Source organism: Coprococcus sp. AF102-57, assembly GCF_027686195.1.
Lineage (GTDB): Bacteria > Bacillota > Clostridia > Lachnospirales > Lachnospiraceae > Allocoprococcus > Allocoprococcus comes.
In genome coordinates, this window is sequence record NZ_JAQCSY010000007.1 from 125,367 (window position 1) to 143,511 (window position 18,145).

The following is an 18,145-nucleotide window of genomic DNA, read 5'->3' on the forward strand; positions in this document are numbered from 1 at the left end:
ATGGAAGTGAAAATGAATAAAGAAATCCGAGACTATCAGGAGTCAATGTTCTGGGGCTTAAGCTTCCGGCAGTGCTTATTTTCGGTACTGGCGATCCTGGCAGCCCTTGGAATCTATTTTGTCACCCGGAAATATGCCGGGGAACAGGTAACCGGATGGCTGTGCATCCTTGGGACGGCTCCCTTTGCAGCCTGCGGCTTTTTTCGTTACCACGGCATGACGGCAGAACAGTTTGCATGGGTAGTCATTAAATCCGAACTGCTGTACCCGAAGCGGCTGGTATTTAAGTCGGAGAACCTGTACTTTTCCTGCATGGAAGAGAGCCTGCGGCTGGGTGAGAAAATGATGGGAAACGGAGCGGAACTTCTGGAAAAGAAGCGGACGAAACAGAAGAAACCAAAGAAGCGAAGAGGAAGGGGTGATGCCTTTGATTAAAACCCTGAGTCAGACACTGAAACAGGACAAGGAAAAATTTAAAGTACCGAAGTCTGTCCAGCAGGCCATCCCGATTCGCAAGATCTGGCCAGATGGTATTTTTCAGGTGGAGAGCAAGTATTCTAGGACATTCCGGTTTACGGATATCAACTATTCCATTGCCAGTAAAGCGGACAAGACGGAAATGTTCCTGGACTACTCTGAACTTTTAAATGCACTGGATTCTGGCTGTACGGCGAAGATCACCCTGAACAATCGTAAGATCAACAAGGAAGAGTTTGAGCAGTCCCTGCTGATCCCGATGAAAGGGGACGGTCTGGACGAGTACCGGAAAGAGTACAATGACATGCTCCTTTCCAAGATCTCCGGTACCAACAACAGTATCTACCAAGAACGCTATCTGACCATCAGCGTCCACAAGAAAAACATCGATGAAGCCAGAACCTATTTCGCACGTGTGGGAACGGACATCATCACCCATCTGGCCAAGCTGTCCTCTATTGGGGAAGAGCTGGATGCAGAGCAGAGGCTACAGATCTTCCGGGACTTTTTCAAGGCAGACGTTCCACAGAGTTTTCCATTTGACATGAAAGCCTTTGCGAAAAAAGGACACAGCTTCAAAGACTGGATCTGCCCGGACACGATGGAATTCCATAACGACCATTTCAAGCTGGGCGAGCAGTACGGCAGAGTCCTTTTTATGGAAGATTACGCCAGCTATGTAAAGGATGAGATGATCTCCGAACTGTGCAGCCTTGGCAGGAACCTGATGCTGTCCATTGATATCATCCCCGTACCGACAGACGAAGCGGTGCGTGAGATCCAGAACCGACTGCTGGGCGTGGAGACAAACGTCACCAACTGGCAGAGACGCCAGAATGCCAACAATAACTTTTCAGCCGTAGTTCCCTATGACATGGAGCTGCAGAGAAAAGAGACCAAGGAAATGCTGGACGATCTGACCACCAGGGATCAGAGGATGATGTTCGGCATCCTGACAATGGTACATATGGCAGACAGCAAGAAACAACTGGACTCCGATACGGAAACCCTGTATTCCATTGCGAGAAAACACCTCTGCCAGATGGCAACTTTGAAGTGGCAACAGGTCGATGGACTGAATACCGTCCTGCCGTATGGCCTGCGGAAAATCGATGCAGTGCGTACCCTTACTACAGAATCCACCGCCGTCCTGATCCCGTTCCATACGCAGGAAATCATGCAGCCGGGAGGCATCTATTATGGGCAGAATGCCGTCAGCAAAAATATGCTGGTGGCAGACCGAAGGAAGCTGTTAAACGGCAACTCTTTCCGACTGGGTGTCAGCGGCTCCGGCAAGAGCTTCTCGGCAAAAGAGGAGATCGTAGACCTTGCCCTTTCCACGGAAGATGACATCCTCATCCTCGATCCGGAGTCGGAGTTTGCTTCTCTGGTGGAAGCCTTAAACGGAGAGGTCATCCGGATCTCGGCAACCTCGGATACCCATCTGAATGCACTGGATATGGATTCTGCCTATGGCAATGACCGAAATCCTCTGATTGAGAAGTCAGAATTTATCCTTTCCCTGTTTGAGCAGCTCGTAGGAGCCGGAAACCTTTCGGCAAAGGAGAAATCCATCCTTGACCGCTGCACCGCAGATGTGTACCGGGATTATATGAGGGGCGGTTACAAAGGGCAGGTGCCGACCTTAAAGGACCTGTACCGACAACTCATGCTCCAGCCGGAGGAAGAAGCCAGAGGGCTGGCTCTGTCTTCGGAACTGTTTATCAATGGCAGTCTGAACACCTTTGCCCAGGAAACCAATGTCAACACGAAGAGCCGTATCATCGACTATGACATCCGGGAGCTGGGCGAACAGCTGATGCCCCTTGGCATGCTGGTCACACTGGATTCTATTTTCAACCGTGTGATCCAGAACTGGAAGAAGGGAAAAACGACATGGATCTTTGCGGATGAGTTTTATCTGCTGTTCCGCTACGAATACAGTGCGGACTTTTTCTACCGCCTGTACAAGCGTATCCGTAAGTATTCCGGATTTGTCACCGGGCTTACCCAGAACGTAGAGGAACTTCTGAAATCCGATACCGCCCGCCTGATGCTGGCGAACAGTGAGTTCCTGATCCTTTTGAATCAGGCCACCACCGACCGGGACGAGCTGGCGGCACTTCTGAATATTTCAGACAACCAGTTATCCTACATCACCAATGTGGGTGCCGGCCATGGTCTGATCCGCTGTTCCGGAAATCTGGTGCCATTTGAAAATTCGTTTCCAAGAAATACAAAACTGTACCGCCTGATGACGACCAAGCCGGGCGAAGCGTAAGAGCGGGACAAGCCGAGACTGGAGGTGAGAGATGAAGGATATCAAAACCAAAGAAGTTACAACAAAACCAAAGACCAAAAATCCTGCCTCCAGAATCCCCAAGGAGCTGATGCGGACGGCCATACTGGAGAGCAAGGAAAAATCCCAGACCATCGCAAATGCCAGGGACAATGACATGGGAGAACAGTCCCCATCCGAATATGCCAGTGGGAAAGTCACATCCGCAGAGGAATGGGCTGCAAGAAAGACAGGCAGAACTGTAACCAGAGCCGGAAAGACAGCCGCACAGACTTCCTACGAGAAGATCAAACAGAGAGCCGCTGGCAAAAAAGAAGCGGAGAAAGAAACCGCCAGAGGAACAGGGGACACACAGACCGCCAATCCTGCCAGCCGGGAAGCTCAGGAAGCACAGATCCGGGAAGTACAGATCCAGGAAGCCCAGCGGCAAAAGGTGGTTTCAGATGCCGTCAAAACGAAAGAGCAGAAGATCCGGGCTGCCAGGGAGACACCAAGAATCCAGAACAGACAGGAAATAGCAGAAATGAAGCAGCTCTCCATCCGAGAACAGAGCCGGAAGAAGGAAGCAAAAGATACAGTAAGGCAGACCGCCATCCGACAGAAACAGCCGGAAACCATTCGGATTAAAGAAAAACCAAGGAAACAGCCGGAGCCGAAAACCATACAGAAGCGTATCATCAAGACGGCTCCCCAGTCTGCGAAGATCAGCGTCCAGCCAGAGCAGAAGCTCCGTGCGGCCAGCTCCAACGCCCTGACAGCCCGGATGCAGAAGCAGATGGAACGAAGGGCAGCGAAGCAGGCGGCGAAGAAAGCCGCCTTGCAGACTTCCGATGGAGTCCGCCGGATACAGAAAACGGCAAGGGCAGGAGAGAATACCTTCAAGGCAGCTAAGGCCGCTGTAGAAGCGGCAGCGAAAACGGTGCAGTCCATGATGGATGCACTGGGAGCCGCCGGAGCGGTCATGGTTCTGCTTCTGGTTATCATGGTCGGGATCATTGGCGGTGCGGCATTCTCTGGAAGCTCAGAGAGCAACGAAGCACTCAGCCAGGAAGTACTTTCCTATACGGCAACCATCCAGAAATACGCCAACCAGTATGGAATCCTCGAATACGTTTCCGTGATACAGGCAATCATGATGCAGGAATCTGGCGGCCGGGGGACCGATCCCATGCAGAGCAGTGAGTGCCCATACAACACCCGGTATTCCAACAGCCCGAATGCCATCCAGGATGCCGACTATTCCATACATGTAGGAATCCAGTATTATGCGGACTGCCTGAAGGAAGCCGGATGCACCAGCCCCCAGGACATGGATAAGCTGAAGCTGTCCCTGCAAGGGTATAACTACGGCAACGGATACATAACGTGGGCGCTCCGAAACTACGGGGGCTACAGTGCAGAAAATGCTCTGCAGTTTTCCAATGATCAGGCTGCTTCGCATGGCTGGAGTGCCTATGGCGATCCAGAATACGTCCCTCACGTCCTGAGGTATTATTCCAGCGGCGGATTGTTTGCCGGCCTGTTTGGAGGCAACGGCCAGATCGTATCCGTGGCACTTACCCAGCTTGGAAATGAAGGAGGCCAGAAGTTCTGGTCATGGTATGGATTTGACAGCCATGTGGCGTGGTGTGCCTGCTTTGCCAGCTGGTGTGGGGATCAGGCAGGACTGATCGAGAGCGGCAAGATGCCGAAGTTCTCCCTATGCGATGATGGGATCGCGTGGTTTCAGGGCAAGGGAAAATGGAAGAGCAGAGGATATTCGCCAGCACCCGGAACCCTGATCTTCTTTGACTGGAACGGGGACGGAACCTCAGACCATGTGGGAATCGTGGAGAAAATTGAGGGAAGTACCGTATATACGGTAGAGGGAAACTCCAGTGATGCCGTGAACAAGAGAAGCTATGATATCAATAACGGAACGATCATGGGATACGGCATACTTTGAAAATTAATATGTTGATTTTTAGAGCGTCTTCAATAGTTTAGATTACCTTAAAAAAACAAATTAGAGAATGAGTATGAATTTTACAATAAAAAGAGGTGCAAACTTAGCGCCTCTTTTTTGTGATAATATAATTAAAAAATTTCTAAAAAAATGGCAAGTGATTCTAATCTTTACGCATATTATAATTATTTTTTCGGTAAATTTCAGGCGATTGATTAAAATAGTTTTTAAAAGCGCTAGAAAATTTACTTGCGTTTTGATACCCTAAATGTTTGGCTATAGATGAAATTGATAATTCATTCTTTTTAAGTAACAGTGAAGCATATTTCATTTTGGATTGTCGAATGTATGTCCCAATAGGAACACCATACATTTTTTTGAATGATTCTCGAAGTTTAGTTTGTCCCATTGCTGCTATTTTGCAAAGCTGCGAGAGTTCTGGCGGGTTCAAAATATTCTGTTCAATAGCCAGACGTACAGATTCCAGCGCCTTTTTCTCTTGTTTGGAAAGAGACTGGTGTTTAGATGCTATCTCCTGTCGCTGTTTATGAAAGTTGCCTGCCACAATAGAAAGCAGTTCACCTACTTTGCTTTCGTAGTAAAGACGGGAGGTTTCGCCAGCAATCAGTTTATCCCGTATCTGCAAAAACAGGGTTCCAATTTCCGGGGTATTATAATCAAAAGCTTTCCAATCATAAACCTCTGCATAGTCAAAATCGTCCGGGGTAAAACGGTCTTGCAGATTTTTCTCTATGTAATCTTCAAACAGCAAAACTGACGCATAGCTGATTGGTATATTGGGTTGATATAATACTCGCCCCTGTGACGGCTTATTTAGATAAAGGTGGATTCCCTCTGTGATAGGTTGGGCTTTCCGCCCATTCTGGATCAGGGTAACACCGCCGGATTCCAAATAATAAATTTTCACCAGCTTTTGATTGATCTCATATTTGCGTTCCATTGAGGCGTATGGTATCCAGCTTCCGGTTGACAGGAATAATCCATCTGTCGGTTGAACCTGATAGATATTTCCATAGCCTTGTCTGTTTTGCGGCTGCAAGGTGCAGATTCCATTATGATTATCCTGTCGAAAATGATAATCATGCAGATAAAAAGAAGCATCCCCTAATTCGTGCGCGGCCTGTGTAGAATCGGTCTGCATCCTGCTCACCCCCGTTTCTTATGTAGTCGGAATAATCCGCAGTATCTTTTTTTATGCTCCAAAATGTCGCAAAGGCTGTCAGCAAAACCACAAAAAGCACTGATATATCCGGTTGTTTTTCCACTTTTAACTCCTGTTTTGACCTTTTTTGCCGGATTTGACACCAAAAAAATCACTGAGTAGAATGGCATTACTGGCTGGTTAGCTGACTCTAATCACAGCAATTCTATCACGATTTTGTGCGTAGGTCAATGAGGCTTCTGCCAGCAAATAATAAATAGGAGGACGTTGAAAATGTCTAATTCACAACAAATGAAAAAAGGGCTGTCTGTGCGTGATTTGATTACCACCGGCATCCTTGCTGCTTTGTACATGGTATGTGCCATGATTGGCGAGGCTATCTTTGGGTTCTTCCCTGTACTGACTTTCCTTTGCCCGCTGTCTATTGCGCTGCTGTGCGGCCCGGTTTATATGCTGATACTGGCGAAGGTGCCGAAGCATGGCCCAATCATTGTCACCGGTATTTTGGTAGGAGGTGTACTGTTCGTACTCGGTATGTACTGGTCTATGTGTTTGGCATATTGTATTCTCGGCGTTGTGGCCGATCTGCTGGCCGGTTCCGGGAACTTTAGAAACAAAGGGCGTAACCTGTTGTCCTACATGATTTTTGTTCTCAGCCCAGTTTTCTCCTACGGTATGCTTTGGTTTGACCGCGACGCCTATGTGCAATATTTGGTAGAAAAGGGAACAGAACAGACCTATATGGACACAATGGTTTCAACCGCGCAAAACTGGATGCTCCCGGCAATGATTATCGGCGTGTTGATCTGTGCTGCTATCAGCGGTCTTGTAGGCCAGAAACTATTGAAAAAGCATTTTGAAAAGGCCGGAGTAGTGTAATGGAGATGCAACTGCAAACAAAAGACACACTTGCCACATTATATTTAGATCCTCGCACAAAACTATATCTGTTGATCGTCGGAAATGTTGCGTTGTTCCTTGCGCCCTCTTTACTCTATGAGATTGCGCTGGTTGTATGCGTTGTGATTCTCGGCATCCTTGTAGGAGCAAAGCGGTTTACGGTAAGAATGGCTGCTGTCTATGCGGGAATGGTTGTTCTGCATATCATTGGAACAAATTATTTGACAGGGACTTTGCAGATTGCGATTGTAACATTTACCGTATTTATCCGTAAAATCTTTCCTTGTGCCATGCTCGGAGGTATTTTAGTCAGCACGACAAGGGTAAATGAATTTATGGCGGCCATGAACCGTATTCATATGCCAAAAGCAATGGTTATTCCTCTGACGGTCATGCTCCGCTATTTTCCTATGGTGCATGAGGATTGGGGCTATATCAGCGACGCCATGCGGATGCGCGATGTAGCTCCAACCGTCAAAAGTCTGCTGACCCATCCGGCCCGAACAGTGGAATGTATCTATGTTCCGATGATGATGTCAGCACTGAAAGTGGCGGATGAATTGTCGGCGGCGGCTGTTACAAGGGGGCTGGAAAATCCGAAGCCCCGAACCTGCTTGCAGGAAATCCACTTTAGTGTTGCGGATGCCGTATGTTTTATCCTGTTCACTTTGTTTATGTCGGTGTCAATCTGGCTGAAATTGAAAGGAGGTGCAGGCTAATGATCCGTTTTGACAAGGTTTCTTTTACCTATCAGGAATCATTACAAAATGGCGGACTGCGCGATGTTGATTTGACAATCAACAAAGGTGAGTGTGTGCTGTTGTGTGGGCGAAGCGGCTGTGGAAAAACTACATTGACCCGTCTTGTGAATGGCCTGATTCCATACTTTTATCCGGGAGAAGTCACCGGCACAACCTATGTTGACGGTAAAGATATACAGGATTATCCCATATACGAAGTGTCCGAGTATGTGGGGTCTGTATTCCAAAATCCACGCTCTCAATTTTTTAATGTAGATACAGACAGTGAAATCTCCTTTGGAATGGAAAATCTGACTTATCCAAGGGAAAAAATGAAAGAACGCATTTCAAAGACAGTTGCGGATTTAGATATAGCACATCTGACGGGGAGAAGCATATTTGAATTGTCTGGCGGTGAAAAACAAAAGGTGGCGTTTGCGTCCATCTATGCTATGTCTCCGAGTATTTACTTGTTAGATGAACCATCTTCCAATCTGGATATGGATGCTATTGAGGATTTGCGGCGTACACTTGAACTCCTAAAGAAACAAGGCAAGACCATTCTAATTGCAGAACATAGGATTTATTATCTGAGGGAATTAGTTGACCGCATTGTGTATATGGAAAACGGGGCTATATCTGCTGTGTTTTCTCCGAGCCAGTTTCTTTCTATTCCTGAGGAACAGCGGCACAGTATGGGACTTCGCGCTTTAGATTTGTCAAAGGTACAGCCAAGAGCCTTTGCTGAAAATTCTCAAAAGCCGATTTTGGAAGTCAGGAACTTATCCTTGTTCTATAAGAAAAAGCTGGTTCTGGACGATTTGAATTTGAATGCGGCACCGGGAGAAATCATAGGAATTATCGGCCATAACGGAGCCGGAAAATCTACATTTTCCAGAACACTATGCGGCCTACACACAAACTGTACGGGACAGATTCTTTGGGATGGTAAAGAACTGAACGCAAAGAGCCGATTAAAACACTCCTATATGGTGATGCAGGACGTAAGCTATCAGTTATTTGCCGATACGTTGGAAAAGGAATGTGTATTTGGAATTAAGCATCCTGATTTGGACGCAGCAAAACAGGCAATGGAACGGCTGGGTATTTATGAGTACCGTACTCACCATCCCAATACACTTTCCGGGGGCCAGAAGCAGCGTGCGGCCGTGGCAGTCAGTATGGTATGCCGTAAGGATGTTTTGATTTTTGATGAACCGACTAGCGGACTTGATTATGACAGCATGATTCAGGTTGCGGGGTTATTTCAAACGCTTTCTAAAATGGGAAAGGTGATTTTTGTTGTAACCCATGATTACGAATTTTTAGCGGCAGCCTGTACAAGAGTGATTCATTTAGATAACGGAAAACAGCAGGAAGATTACCCACTTTCCTACGACAATCTGCATCGACTACGCGATTTTTTCTTGCGGTCAGAAAGGAGGCAGAACCTTGAGGAGAATGGAAAATGACCTCCTGTTCTTCCATGAGCTGATCGGTAACTGTTCCGTTGAAAAGGATTCAAAGATATATACAATTTCTCCAAAATTTGGGAAAGGCACCATGCAGAGCTTTGAAGTGATGCCTGGTGCTGAAATTGTTTATAGCAATGTTCATATCACAACTCCAATTCAAAAGAACATCCAATGTAAGGATCGTTTTATTGAAGTCACCTATTGCTTTCATGGGCGAGTGAATATGCTGTTCAGCAACCAGCCGGAGATGGTTATGAGCGACCATTATATTTCTGTTTTCAATGGTGCAAGCCACCTGAAAAGCTGTGATTTTGGGAAAAACCCTTTTGTTGGTGTTTCAGTGGTGGCTTATCTGCCGCAGATTATAAACAGCCTGAATATCATGCTGGGGACAATCGCGTTTGACGAGGACATGGATTTTCAAGGGCTTTTTACAGCGGGCGGCTGTTTTATAGCACCAGCGACAAAAAACGTGGAGCATATTTTTACCGAACTGCTCTTGCTGCCGGAACAGTACCGCAATTACCTTATGCGTATTAAAGTCATGGAACTATTGCTATACCTGGTTGGCAAAATGGAGTATCGGACAGATTTTGGAATTTCACTATTCCGCAAGGAGGAGATGAATTGTAATGAGTGATGTAAAAGCTCTGTTTGGACTAATTGATAAGAAAAATAAGCGTCGCCTGATCGGCGCGGTAATCTGCTGCGTCCTGTCTGTTTTGTGCGGCATCCTGCCCTATTTGGGCGTTTGGGGCATTGTGACCTGTTTTCTGAATGAACGGACAGAGAATCTTTTTCAATATGTGTGCCTGATTGCCGCAGCAATCATTTTGAAACATCTGCTGTTTGGAACCGGCACAAAAATCTCTCACAAGGTAGCCTACCAGACATTGGGGGAAACCCGTAAAAAGCTGTTCCGTAAAATTGCCCGTTTACCAATGGGCTATGTGAAAACAACGGCATCCGGGCAGGTCAAAACAATCATTATGGACAATATGGAGCAGTTGGAAACATTTTACGCCCATAACATTCCAGAGATTATTTCTGGTCTTGCTGTACCGCTATGTATGGAAATCCTGCTGGTGATATTGGACATCAGAGTAGCCGGTATCATGCTGATTCCGGTCGTTCTGTTTATTCTTGTCGGTATTCTTATGATTATCGTTCAGATGAAAAAAATGGACGAATTTAATCAGGCGTTTTCTGACGTCAGCGTTAAGACAGTGGAATATGTCAACGGCATGAAAGAACTGAAGATATTTGCCGCCGACGAATCCACTTATAGCCGCCTGTCGGAAAGCATCCGTACTTACAGCACCGTTGTAACAGAGTGGTTCCAAAGCTGCCTGAAATATGTTGCGTTCAATCATGCCGACTTAAACAGCAACCTTGTGTTCCTGTTTCCGCTTGCCGGTTTGATGTATCTCTCCGGCAGCGTGACAGCGGCCAGCTACATTATGTATCTGTTCATGGGGCTTGCCATGCTGATCCCGCTGGAAACCGTTTCTAATAACTTTGATTATATCGGTATGAACGCTTCTGTTGCGAAAAAGATAGACGAAATTCTGAAGCTGGATGAAATGGCGGATACGGCCTCGAAGGCAGAACTTGCCGACCACACGATTGCGTTTGAACACGTTACATTTTCCTATGGGGAAGAACAGCTGGTATTAAAAGATGTCTCATTTACTGTTCCTGACGGAAAAGTAACGGCGCTCGCCGGTGTTTCCGGCAGCGGCAAAAGTACAGCGGCCAGCCTGATCTGTCGGTTTTGGGATATAACCGAGGGACAGATTTGCCTGGGAGGCGTACCGCTGAACCAGATCCCGCTATCCGATCTGATGTCCCAGATTTCCTTTGTGACCCAGAATACGTTCCTGTTCAAAAAGAGCATCAGGGAAAACATTATGATGGGAAACCCAGAGGCCACGGAGAAAGAAATGATGCAGGCAGCCAAGGATGCCATATGTCACGACTTTATTATGCGACTTCCAAAGGGCTATGACACAGTGATAGACAAGGAAACCAAGTTGAGCGGCGGCGAAAAACAGAGAATCACATTGGCAAGGGCGATTCTGAAAAATGCGCCGGTTGTAATTCTTGACGAGGCAACGGCTTACATTGACGCCGATAATGAAGATTTACTGCAAAAGGCGCTGGCTAAATTATCTGAGGAAAAAACCGTACTCGTAATAGCGCACCGTCTTTCCAGTATCAAGGAAGCTGATTCGATTGTGGTTCTGGAACAGGGCGAAGTGATTGACTGCGGCACACATGATGAATTGATAAACCGTTGCTCCCCGTATCGGGATATGTGGGCGGCCTTTGAGCAATCCGATCAATGGAAAATGGGAGGTGTAAACGCATGATTGCTATGATACGGAAATTCTTAGACCTTGCAGGCGAGCGCAAAAAGCAGCTTTATCTTGCGTGGCTGTTTCAGGCGTTGACCTCAATTTGTGAGGGCGCGATATATTTCATGCTGTTCCTTGCGATAAAAGATATTTTGGACGGCTCGTTTACAAGGGAAAAACTGATACAGTATAGCCTTATGTTTCTGGTTTATACTGTCCTGCATTTTGTTTTTTATTACTTTACGATTGCAAAACAGCGTCCGGTATCTTATGCCATGATGCGGGATGAACGTCTTTCGATTGCGGCGAAAATCAAACAGTTTCCGCTCTACTACTTTACAAAAGACAAGATCAGCCAGCTTACATCTTTGTTTACAACTGATTTGAGTTTCGTGGAAATGAATATCATGGAGATTATTGCCGGTTTCGTTTCCAGCATGATAATGACGGTTGTATTTGCTCTGATGCTGCTTAGTGTGGACTGGCGTATGGCGCTTCTTCTGTTTGTGGGAATCATCCCCGGCTATATCCTCTACCAGCAGTTTCAAAAGGGCATGGTTCAACTGGGAGAGCATAAGAAAAATGCACAGGTGGCAATGATTGATTCCACGCTGGAATATGTACAGGGCATGGAAACGATCAAGGCATACCGGCTGGAGCAATCTGGTAAGCTCATGGAGAATCAGGTGGACGGATATTGCACGGCTTCTGACCGATATGAATCGACGCTGACGAATTGGAGTATGGGTTATAAGATTTGTCTGAATCTGGGACTGTTTTTGAGCTTGGGTGTTGGCATTACAATGATTCGTTCTGGTTCATTAGCCCCGGCAACCTATTTGTTTTTTGCAATCATGGGTATTATTTTTTACCGTCCGCTGGAAGCTCTGATGGGTTCCTTTGCCATGATGAATCTTGCAAACGCATCGTTGGATAACATAGCAGAAATCAACAACCTGCCGACTGAAAATGAAAAACAGGGAATTACACAGTTTACCGATACACAAGCCGATGTACGGTTTGAAAATGTATCGTTTAGCTATGATGGAAAGCGTGAAGCAGTTAGCCATGTAAGTTTTTCAGCTAAACCCGGAACGATCACCGCATTGGTTGGCCCTTCTGGAAGCGGCAAATCCACTCTGCTTAATTTAATTCCGGGATTTATAACGCCGAAAAACGGGCGGATTCTGTTGAATGGGAAAGATGCGGCAGCATTAAAGCATAGTGATCTGGTGCGTCATGTGAGTGTCGTTTTTCAGGAAGTATATCTTTTTCAGGATACCATGATGAATAATATCCGGATGGGAAACCAGAGCACAACGGATGAGCAGGTAATAGAGGCGGCAAAAAAGGCTCACTGTCACGAATTTATAGAAAAGCTCCCACAGGGCTATCAAACGGTTATCAGCGAGGGCGGCGCAAGTCTTTCTGGCGGTGAGCGTCAGCGCGTCGCTATTGCGAGGGCAATTTTGAAAGATTCTCCGATCATTCTTTTGGATGAGGCACTTTCCAGTCTGGATGCCGAAAATGCCGTAGCAATACAGAAGGGCATAGAAGAAATGATTAAGGGCAAGACGGTGTTCCTTGTATCACACACTTTGTCCTATATCCAAAATGCAGATCAGATACTTGTTTTATCTGACGGTTTTTTGCAGGGCTGCGGAAAACATGATGAATTATTACAATCAGTGCCTCTTTATAAAACTATGTGGGAAAAAGAAAAATCCATTAAAAGTTGGAAATTATAGGGCAATATGAATGCCCCACATTTGTACCTGATCACATGCGAATATCAGAGCATGCGGCAAGAAAGTGTGCTTTGCAAAAGATGACAATGCATTTGATGATTTTCCTGTGAAGAAATAGAAAGTGTTGCTTTTTTAAAATAGAAATATGAAAGACACAAAATACAAAATATTAGCATATTTTGACAATCAATCATATCAAAAACTATTCAATGAGGTAAACTCAGATTATGCAGAAAATCTACAAATTTTACTGCATAATTTGAGTTTATTTTCTTATGATGTGCTTATAATAGGAGTGATCCTTTATAAAGAGAACATAAGTAATATTATATCTGCTATTAGAAAAATAACGCAGATACCAATTATTATTTTGACGGATGCTTCCTCTTTATTGTGTATGTCATGGAAAAAAGAATTAATATACGCTGGTGCAGATTGTGTAATGGATATAAATAGCACTATAGAAGAAGTAGATCTGCAGATTTTTTCATTGGCACGACGAAATAATAAACAAAAAATAACTCAAAAGCAATCCGAAACGATGATTAATAAGGGAAAACTTGTAATGGATCATAAGAAACATAAAGTATTTTGGAATAATGTAGCGTTACATTTAACACGACAAGAATATAATTTTTTATTGATTTGATAGACGGAAATCTTCTTATAAGCCCGCGCAAGTGTTTATAAAACCTTGCAAAAATGGCTTAAAATCAAGGTTTTCCGCGTATTGTCATTTATCTTGCCGTATCTCCGCATAAGATGATTTTGTAAGACCGGGCACCATTTTGGCACCACAGATTATAGGAGGACGACATGAAAAACGTACTTTTAGACAAGGGTATTATACTCCCGTCCGGCGAAATCAGCAAGGATAAGGTAAACCTTGTAACCGGAGCAATCACGCAGCCATTCGCAGAAATGGTATGGGTAACGACAGGCGGCGACATGGAAACCGTAAACCGCTTGACCGACGTACTTGTTACCATGAACACCCCCGCCGACCGGGGAAAGCTGTTCAAAATCATAAAAATGCTCTATGGGCTTATGGGCTTGCCCTTTTCCGAGGAAGCCGAGCCTATGGACGCAGACCCCGCCGTTTTGGAATACTTCATTTTTTCCTTTACGGCAGACTTTGGCGAAGTCATACAAGACCTCATAGCCGAAGAAGCAGAATAACGCACCGCACAGGCGGCGTTTCTCACTTCCCACAAGGAAGAACAGGAACGCCGCTTTTTTCATGCCCTTTGTTACGCAGTAGGCAGGAAAAAGCCCTTGATTTATGCGGCTTTGCGGGCGCGGTTTTCAGCGGATAAGGGATTGATACCTAAACCCTCAAAATCGCGTTTCTATTGCGTAACAGGTATGCAGCAAAGGAGTGATGAAGCTATGGCAGTTTTCAGAGTGGAGCGCAACAAAGGCTATACGGTTATGAGCAACCACCACTTACGCAATAAGGAGCTATCCCTAAAGGCAAAAGGGCTGTTATCGCAAATGCTGTCCTTGCCGGAGGATTGGGACTACACCCTTGCGGGGCTGTCCTTTATCAACCGGGAGAAAATCGACGCTATCCGGGAAGCCATTAAGGAACTGGAACGCGCCGGGTATATCGTGCGTTCAAGGGAGCGCGACGAGAAAGGACGCTTGCGCGGCACAGACTATGTAATCTTTGAGCAGCCGCAGACCTCGCCTGTATCGGATTTACCTACATTGGATAATCCAACGTTGGAAAAACCTACGCAGGAAAAACCTACGTTGGAAAATCCAACGCAATTAAATAAAGATATACAAAAGACTGACTTACCAAAAAAAGAAAAATCAAATACGGATTTATCAAGTACCGATTCCATTCCTATCCATTCCCTAAATCCCTTGCCTTACGACGGGGAAGCGGCTACGCCGCCGGAACGGAAACGAAAGGAAGCGACAGACGCATACAGCGTTTATGAGGAAATCATCAAGGACAATATCGAGTACGACCATTTTGTACGCTACGGGCAGGTAGACAAAGACCGCTTAGACGAAATTGTTTCGATTATCCTTGAAACGGTATGCAGCAAGAGAAAGACAATCCGTATCGCCGGGGACGATTACCCGGCAGAGCTTGTCAAGGCAAAGTTTATGAAGCTCAACAGCAGCCACATTGAATTTGTCTTTGACTGCATGAAAGAGAATACCACCAAAATCCGCAACATTAAACAGTACCTTAAAGCGGTGCTGTTCAATGCGCCGAATACCATTGACAGCTACTATACCGCCCTTGTCGCACACGATATGGCGACAGGCAAAATCTAAAGGAGGATTACCACATGGCACAGAAAACAGGAGCTTTGATTTTTGACGAACAGACCGACCGCTACGACATTCGCTTTGACATTGCCGACTATTACGGCGGCTTGCATTGCGGGGAGTGTTTCGACGTATTCACAGGCGGCAAATGGAAGCCGACCCGTATTGAAATGAGCGCGGCGCAGGAATGGTACCTTGTGGGTATCCGCGCCGAGGATTTGAACGGCTTGCGCGTCCGTATCTAAAGCCTATGGGCGGCTACCGCAGCGGCGTACCACCCTAACATTATCAGACTACCGCGAAAGGAGGACGGTAAATGCAAGATGAAATCAACGAAAAGACCATAGCCCTTTACATCAAGACCGGGAAACTGACCGCGCAGACGCTTCAAAAGGCTATGAAAACGCTGCTTGCACAGATGAAGAAGCAGAAAGACAAAACGCCGCAGGGCAAACAGACTTTGAAGCAGCTTATGAAGCAGAACGCGGGCGTTTCCAACATTGAGATTACCGAGGGCAATATCAAAGCCTTTGAGAGTACGGCGAAAAAGTACGGTATCGACTTTGCGCTGAAAAAGGACACGACGGAAAGCCCGCCCCGCTACCTTGTGTTTTTCAAAGGGCGCGACGCTGACGTGCTGACCGCAGCTTTTAAGGAATTTTCCGCAAAGAAGCTGACGCAGGAGAAAAAGCCCTCTATCCGCAAGCTGCTTTCCTGTCTGCAAAATGCTGTCTATGTTCTGCTTGATAACGTCATATTCCCGGACTTTCTTTTTCAGCTTGCCATAATCGGCGTAAAGGGCTTCTTTCTGCGCTTGGAGTGCTTCATATTCCTTTTGCAGCGTGGCGGGATTGGGGAGCTTTGTAATGCCCGCCGTTTTGAGTGCCTTTGCCGCAGCTTCATGGTCTACTTGGATAATGTATCCGTCAATGGCAATCTTCCTAAGATATGCCGCCATGTTCCGGGTGGGGACGAGCTTCATTTTTTCAAGAATTAAATCCCGTTCCGCTTCTGTTACTCTAAATTTGATTTGTACCGTTCTTTTGCGTCCGTCCATGCTTTCGCTCCTTTCCATTCCGAGGGTTTGGGATACTTCCCAATAAGCCATTTTCAACCGACGCGTCGCAGCGCAGGAGGGCGAAAATACGGAAGTGGGTACCCGCTTCCTATGCTTGCTATGAAAGTTTTTTCTTACTCCCTATTACAACAGAAAGCCCCGTTTTGCCAAACTTACGCAAAAGAAAAACGCTGCAATCTCAAAAAAGATTACAACGCTTCCTAAATCCTATTCAGTTTTAGGCCGGACATTCCTATTCGCCCTCTTTTTCGACTTCGGAAATCTCTTTTGCCGTTGCGGTGACAATCCGTATGCCTGTATCGCTCATATCATCAAGAAGCGCGTCAAGCTGCCGCCGCTTTGTGTCTTTCTCCGGCTGCGTATCTAAAAGAAACTGGTCTACGGATATATGATAGCGCAGCATAAGCTCAAAGAAAATCTGTAAACTTGGGTGCTGCCCGTTGTTCTCAATGTTTGCAAGGTAACGCGGGGAAATATACATTTCGTCGCTTACTTTCTTGCGGCTCTCTTTGCGCTCTTTCCGCGCGTTCTTTATTGCTTGCCCAAAAGCCTTGAAGTCGTACTTTTCTACTGGTCTTTTTGCCATATTCATTCACCCAGTTACATTTTACTGTTCCCCTTTCTTCTTGGATATGTCTATATACTTCCTATAACGAACCTAAATAATGCCTATTTCCGCACTTGCTATTATTCGCCATACCGTATATAATTATACTGATAAACTTTGAAGAAAGGACGGGTGGCTTATGGAATATATGTCTTGTGCAGAAGCAGCGGGCAAATGGGGCATTTCAGAAAGACGGGTGCAGAAACTTTGTGAGGGGGAGCGCATACCGGGCGTTTCAAAATTTGGTAGTATGTGGCTGATACCAAAAGACGTGGAAAAGCCAACTGATAGACGCAGAAAGGAGTTTCAACATGAATAATGTTTTAATTATCGAAGATGATAAAGAAATTTGCGTTATGATAAAAGACCATCTGGAAAAGTACAATTATCAAGTCTTCTTCACACTTACTGGTGCAAATGCGATTGAACGTATAAAAGAATTATCCCCAGATTTAATTATTTTAGATTTAATGCTTCCTTTTATCAGTGGAGATGAGTTAATTAGAAATATCAGAAAATTTTCAGACGTACCTGTAATTGTTGTTTCTGCAAAAAGTTTAACATTCAACAAAGTCGAACTGCTACGCTTGGGTGCTGATGACTATTTAACAAAGCCGTTTGATTTGGACGAATTACTAGCGCGAATTGAACGCAATTTGCTAAGAAGTCAAAAAGATACTCCCAATCTTTGTTTGACCTTTGGAGAACTTTCCATTAATACATCTTCAAAAATAGTTACTGTTGCAGACGAAATTATTGTGCTTACAGCAAAAGAGTATCAACTTGTAGAACTACTGGCGAAATATCCTGATAAAGTTTTTTCTAAGCAAAATCTTTATGAAAGTATTTGGCAAGAACCATTTGCAAGGGATAATGATGTCATTAACACACATATAAGTAACTTACGAAAAAAATTAAAGGGCGAAGGCTGCCGAATTAAGACCATATGGGGCTTGGGTTACCGATTTGCAAAGTGAGCTTTAGATAATCTTTAGCTTTACCTTTAGATTATTCAAGGAATTGTCTGCGATACTAAATAACAAGAAA

The 18,145-nt window shown here is 45.5% G+C and carries 17 protein-coding genes and 3 pseudogenes; 16 read left to right on the plus strand and 4 right to left on the minus strand.

Features of this window, described 5'->3' with window-relative positions; translation table 11 throughout:
- Genes PGZ10_RS06595 through PGZ10_RS06605 form a run of 3 tightly spaced genes read left to right on the plus strand, consistent with a single transcriptional unit; the run spans position 1 to position 4,721 of the window.
- On the plus strand, positions 1–435 hold the full coding sequence (locus PGZ10_RS06595; protein WP_117638847.1) for a PrgI family protein: 435 nt from the start codon (positions 1–3) through the stop codon (positions 433–435).
- Positions 428–2,758: a VirB4-like conjugal transfer ATPase, CD1110 family gene (locus tag PGZ10_RS06600; RefSeq protein WP_330366308.1), complete on the plus strand. Its 2,331-nt coding sequence runs from the start codon at positions 428–430 to the stop codon at positions 2,756–2,758. The genes PGZ10_RS06595 and PGZ10_RS06600 overlap by 8 nt, the downstream gene beginning before the upstream one ends.
- Before the next feature lie 31 nt (positions 2,759–2,789).
- The gene (locus tag PGZ10_RS06605) at positions 2,790–4,721 is read left to right on the plus strand and encodes a lysozyme family protein (RefSeq protein WP_270540968.1); all 1,932 of its coding nucleotides are present in this window, start codon (positions 2,790–2,792) and stop codon (positions 4,719–4,721) included.
- A gap of 163 nt (positions 4,722–4,884) precedes the next feature.
- On the opposite strand, the gene PGZ10_RS06610 is transcribed toward PGZ10_RS06605, so the two are convergent.
- A complete protein-coding gene (locus PGZ10_RS06610; protein WP_117638850.1) occupies positions 4,885–5,883 on the minus strand; it encodes a helix-turn-helix transcriptional regulator in 999 nt (332 codons plus the stop codon).
- Between the two features lie 294 nt (positions 5,884–6,177).
- Here PGZ10_RS06610 and PGZ10_RS06615 point away from each other — a divergent pair, with 294 nt between their 5' ends.
- From PGZ10_RS06615 to PGZ10_RS06665, 11 genes and pseudogenes are all read left to right on the plus strand, one after another.
- Positions 6,178–6,783 (plus strand): MptD family putative ECF transporter S component, encoded by a 606-nt coding sequence (locus PGZ10_RS06615; protein ID WP_015533385.1) that lies wholly within the window; start codon positions 6,178–6,180, stop codon positions 6,781–6,783.
- Positions 6,783–7,523, plus strand: a complete 741-nt coding sequence (locus PGZ10_RS06620; RefSeq protein ID WP_117638851.1) for an energy-coupling factor transporter transmembrane component T — start codon at positions 6,783–6,785, stop codon at positions 7,521–7,523. Before PGZ10_RS06615 ends, PGZ10_RS06620 begins: the two co-directional genes overlap by 1 nt.
- A complete protein-coding gene (locus PGZ10_RS06625; protein ID WP_117638852.1) occupies positions 7,523–9,016 on the plus strand; it encodes an ABC transporter ATP-binding protein in 1,494 nt (497 codons plus the stop codon). The genes PGZ10_RS06620 and PGZ10_RS06625 overlap by 1 nt, the downstream gene beginning before the upstream one ends.
- A complete protein-coding gene (locus PGZ10_RS06630) occupies positions 9,006–9,659 on the plus strand; it encodes a hypothetical protein (protein WP_117638853.1) in 654 nt (217 codons plus the stop codon). The genes PGZ10_RS06625 and PGZ10_RS06630 overlap by 11 nt, the downstream gene beginning before the upstream one ends.
- Positions 9,652–11,391 carry an ABC transporter ATP-binding protein gene (locus PGZ10_RS06635; protein ID WP_117638854.1) on the plus strand — a complete coding sequence of 580 codons (1,740 nt, stop codon included), beginning with the start codon at positions 9,652–9,654 and terminating at the stop codon, positions 11,389–11,391. Before PGZ10_RS06630 ends, PGZ10_RS06635 begins: the two co-directional genes overlap by 8 nt.
- Entirely contained in the window at positions 11,388–13,124 is a 1,737-nt protein-coding gene (locus PGZ10_RS06640; protein WP_181975148.1) for an ABC transporter ATP-binding protein, read from the plus strand. Before PGZ10_RS06635 ends, PGZ10_RS06640 begins: the two co-directional genes overlap by 4 nt.
- Positions 13,125–13,269: 145 nt before the next feature.
- A complete protein-coding gene (locus PGZ10_RS06645) occupies positions 13,270–13,773 on the plus strand; it encodes a hypothetical protein (RefSeq protein ID WP_243000663.1) in 504 nt (167 codons plus the stop codon).
- A 167-nt stretch (positions 13,774–13,940) separates the two neighbouring features.
- Positions 13,941–14,303 carry a hypothetical protein gene (locus PGZ10_RS06650; protein ID WP_002584990.1) on the plus strand — a complete coding sequence of 121 codons (363 nt, stop codon included), beginning with the start codon at positions 13,941–13,943 and terminating at the stop codon, positions 14,301–14,303.
- 210 nt (positions 14,304–14,513) lie between these two features.
- The gene (locus PGZ10_RS06655) at positions 14,514–15,419 is read left to right on the plus strand and encodes a DUF6017 domain-containing protein (RefSeq protein ID WP_055057439.1); all 906 of its coding nucleotides are present in this window, start codon (positions 14,514–14,516) and stop codon (positions 15,417–15,419) included.
- A gap of 14 nt (positions 15,420–15,433) precedes the next feature.
- Positions 15,434–15,658, plus strand: coding sequence for a DUF5348 domain-containing protein (locus PGZ10_RS06660; protein ID WP_002584988.1), 225 nt, complete (start codon positions 15,434–15,436; stop codon positions 15,656–15,658).
- A 71-nt stretch (positions 15,659–15,729) separates the two neighbouring features.
- A pseudogene (locus PGZ10_RS06665) lies at positions 15,730–16,143 on the plus strand (PcfB family protein); the annotation flags it as partial.
- Here the strand turns inward: PGZ10_RS06665 and PGZ10_RS06670 are convergent.
- The 3 genes and pseudogenes from PGZ10_RS06670 to PGZ10_RS06680 all read right to left on the minus strand — a co-directional run.
- A pseudogene (locus tag PGZ10_RS06670) lies at positions 16,120–16,317 on the minus strand (relaxase/mobilization nuclease); the annotation flags it as partial. The pseudogenes PGZ10_RS06665 and PGZ10_RS06670 sit on opposite strands and share 24 nt — an antisense overlap.
- Before the next feature lie 33 nt (positions 16,318–16,350).
- Positions 16,351–16,521 (minus strand): annotated as a pseudogene (locus tag PGZ10_RS06675) (plasmid mobilization protein); the annotation flags it as partial.
- A gap of 202 nt (positions 16,522–16,723) precedes the next feature.
- Positions 16,724–17,077: a helix-turn-helix domain-containing protein gene (locus PGZ10_RS06680; protein ID WP_055057438.1), complete on the minus strand. Its 354-nt coding sequence runs from the start codon at positions 17,075–17,077 to the stop codon at positions 16,724–16,726.
- Positions 17,078–17,237: 160 nt separating this feature from the next.
- On the opposite strand from PGZ10_RS06680, the gene PGZ10_RS06685 reads away from it, so the two are divergent.
- Both PGZ10_RS06685 and PGZ10_RS06690 read left to right on the plus strand, forming a co-directional pair.
- On the plus strand, positions 17,238–17,417 hold the full coding sequence (locus PGZ10_RS06685) for a helix-turn-helix domain-containing protein (RefSeq protein WP_015533991.1): 180 nt from the start codon (positions 17,238–17,240) through the stop codon (positions 17,415–17,417).
- A complete protein-coding gene (locus PGZ10_RS06690) occupies positions 17,410–18,075 on the plus strand; it encodes a response regulator transcription factor (protein WP_014081151.1) in 666 nt (221 codons plus the stop codon). The genes PGZ10_RS06685 and PGZ10_RS06690 overlap by 8 nt, the downstream gene beginning before the upstream one ends.
- Positions 18,076–18,145 lie beyond the last annotated feature (70 nt).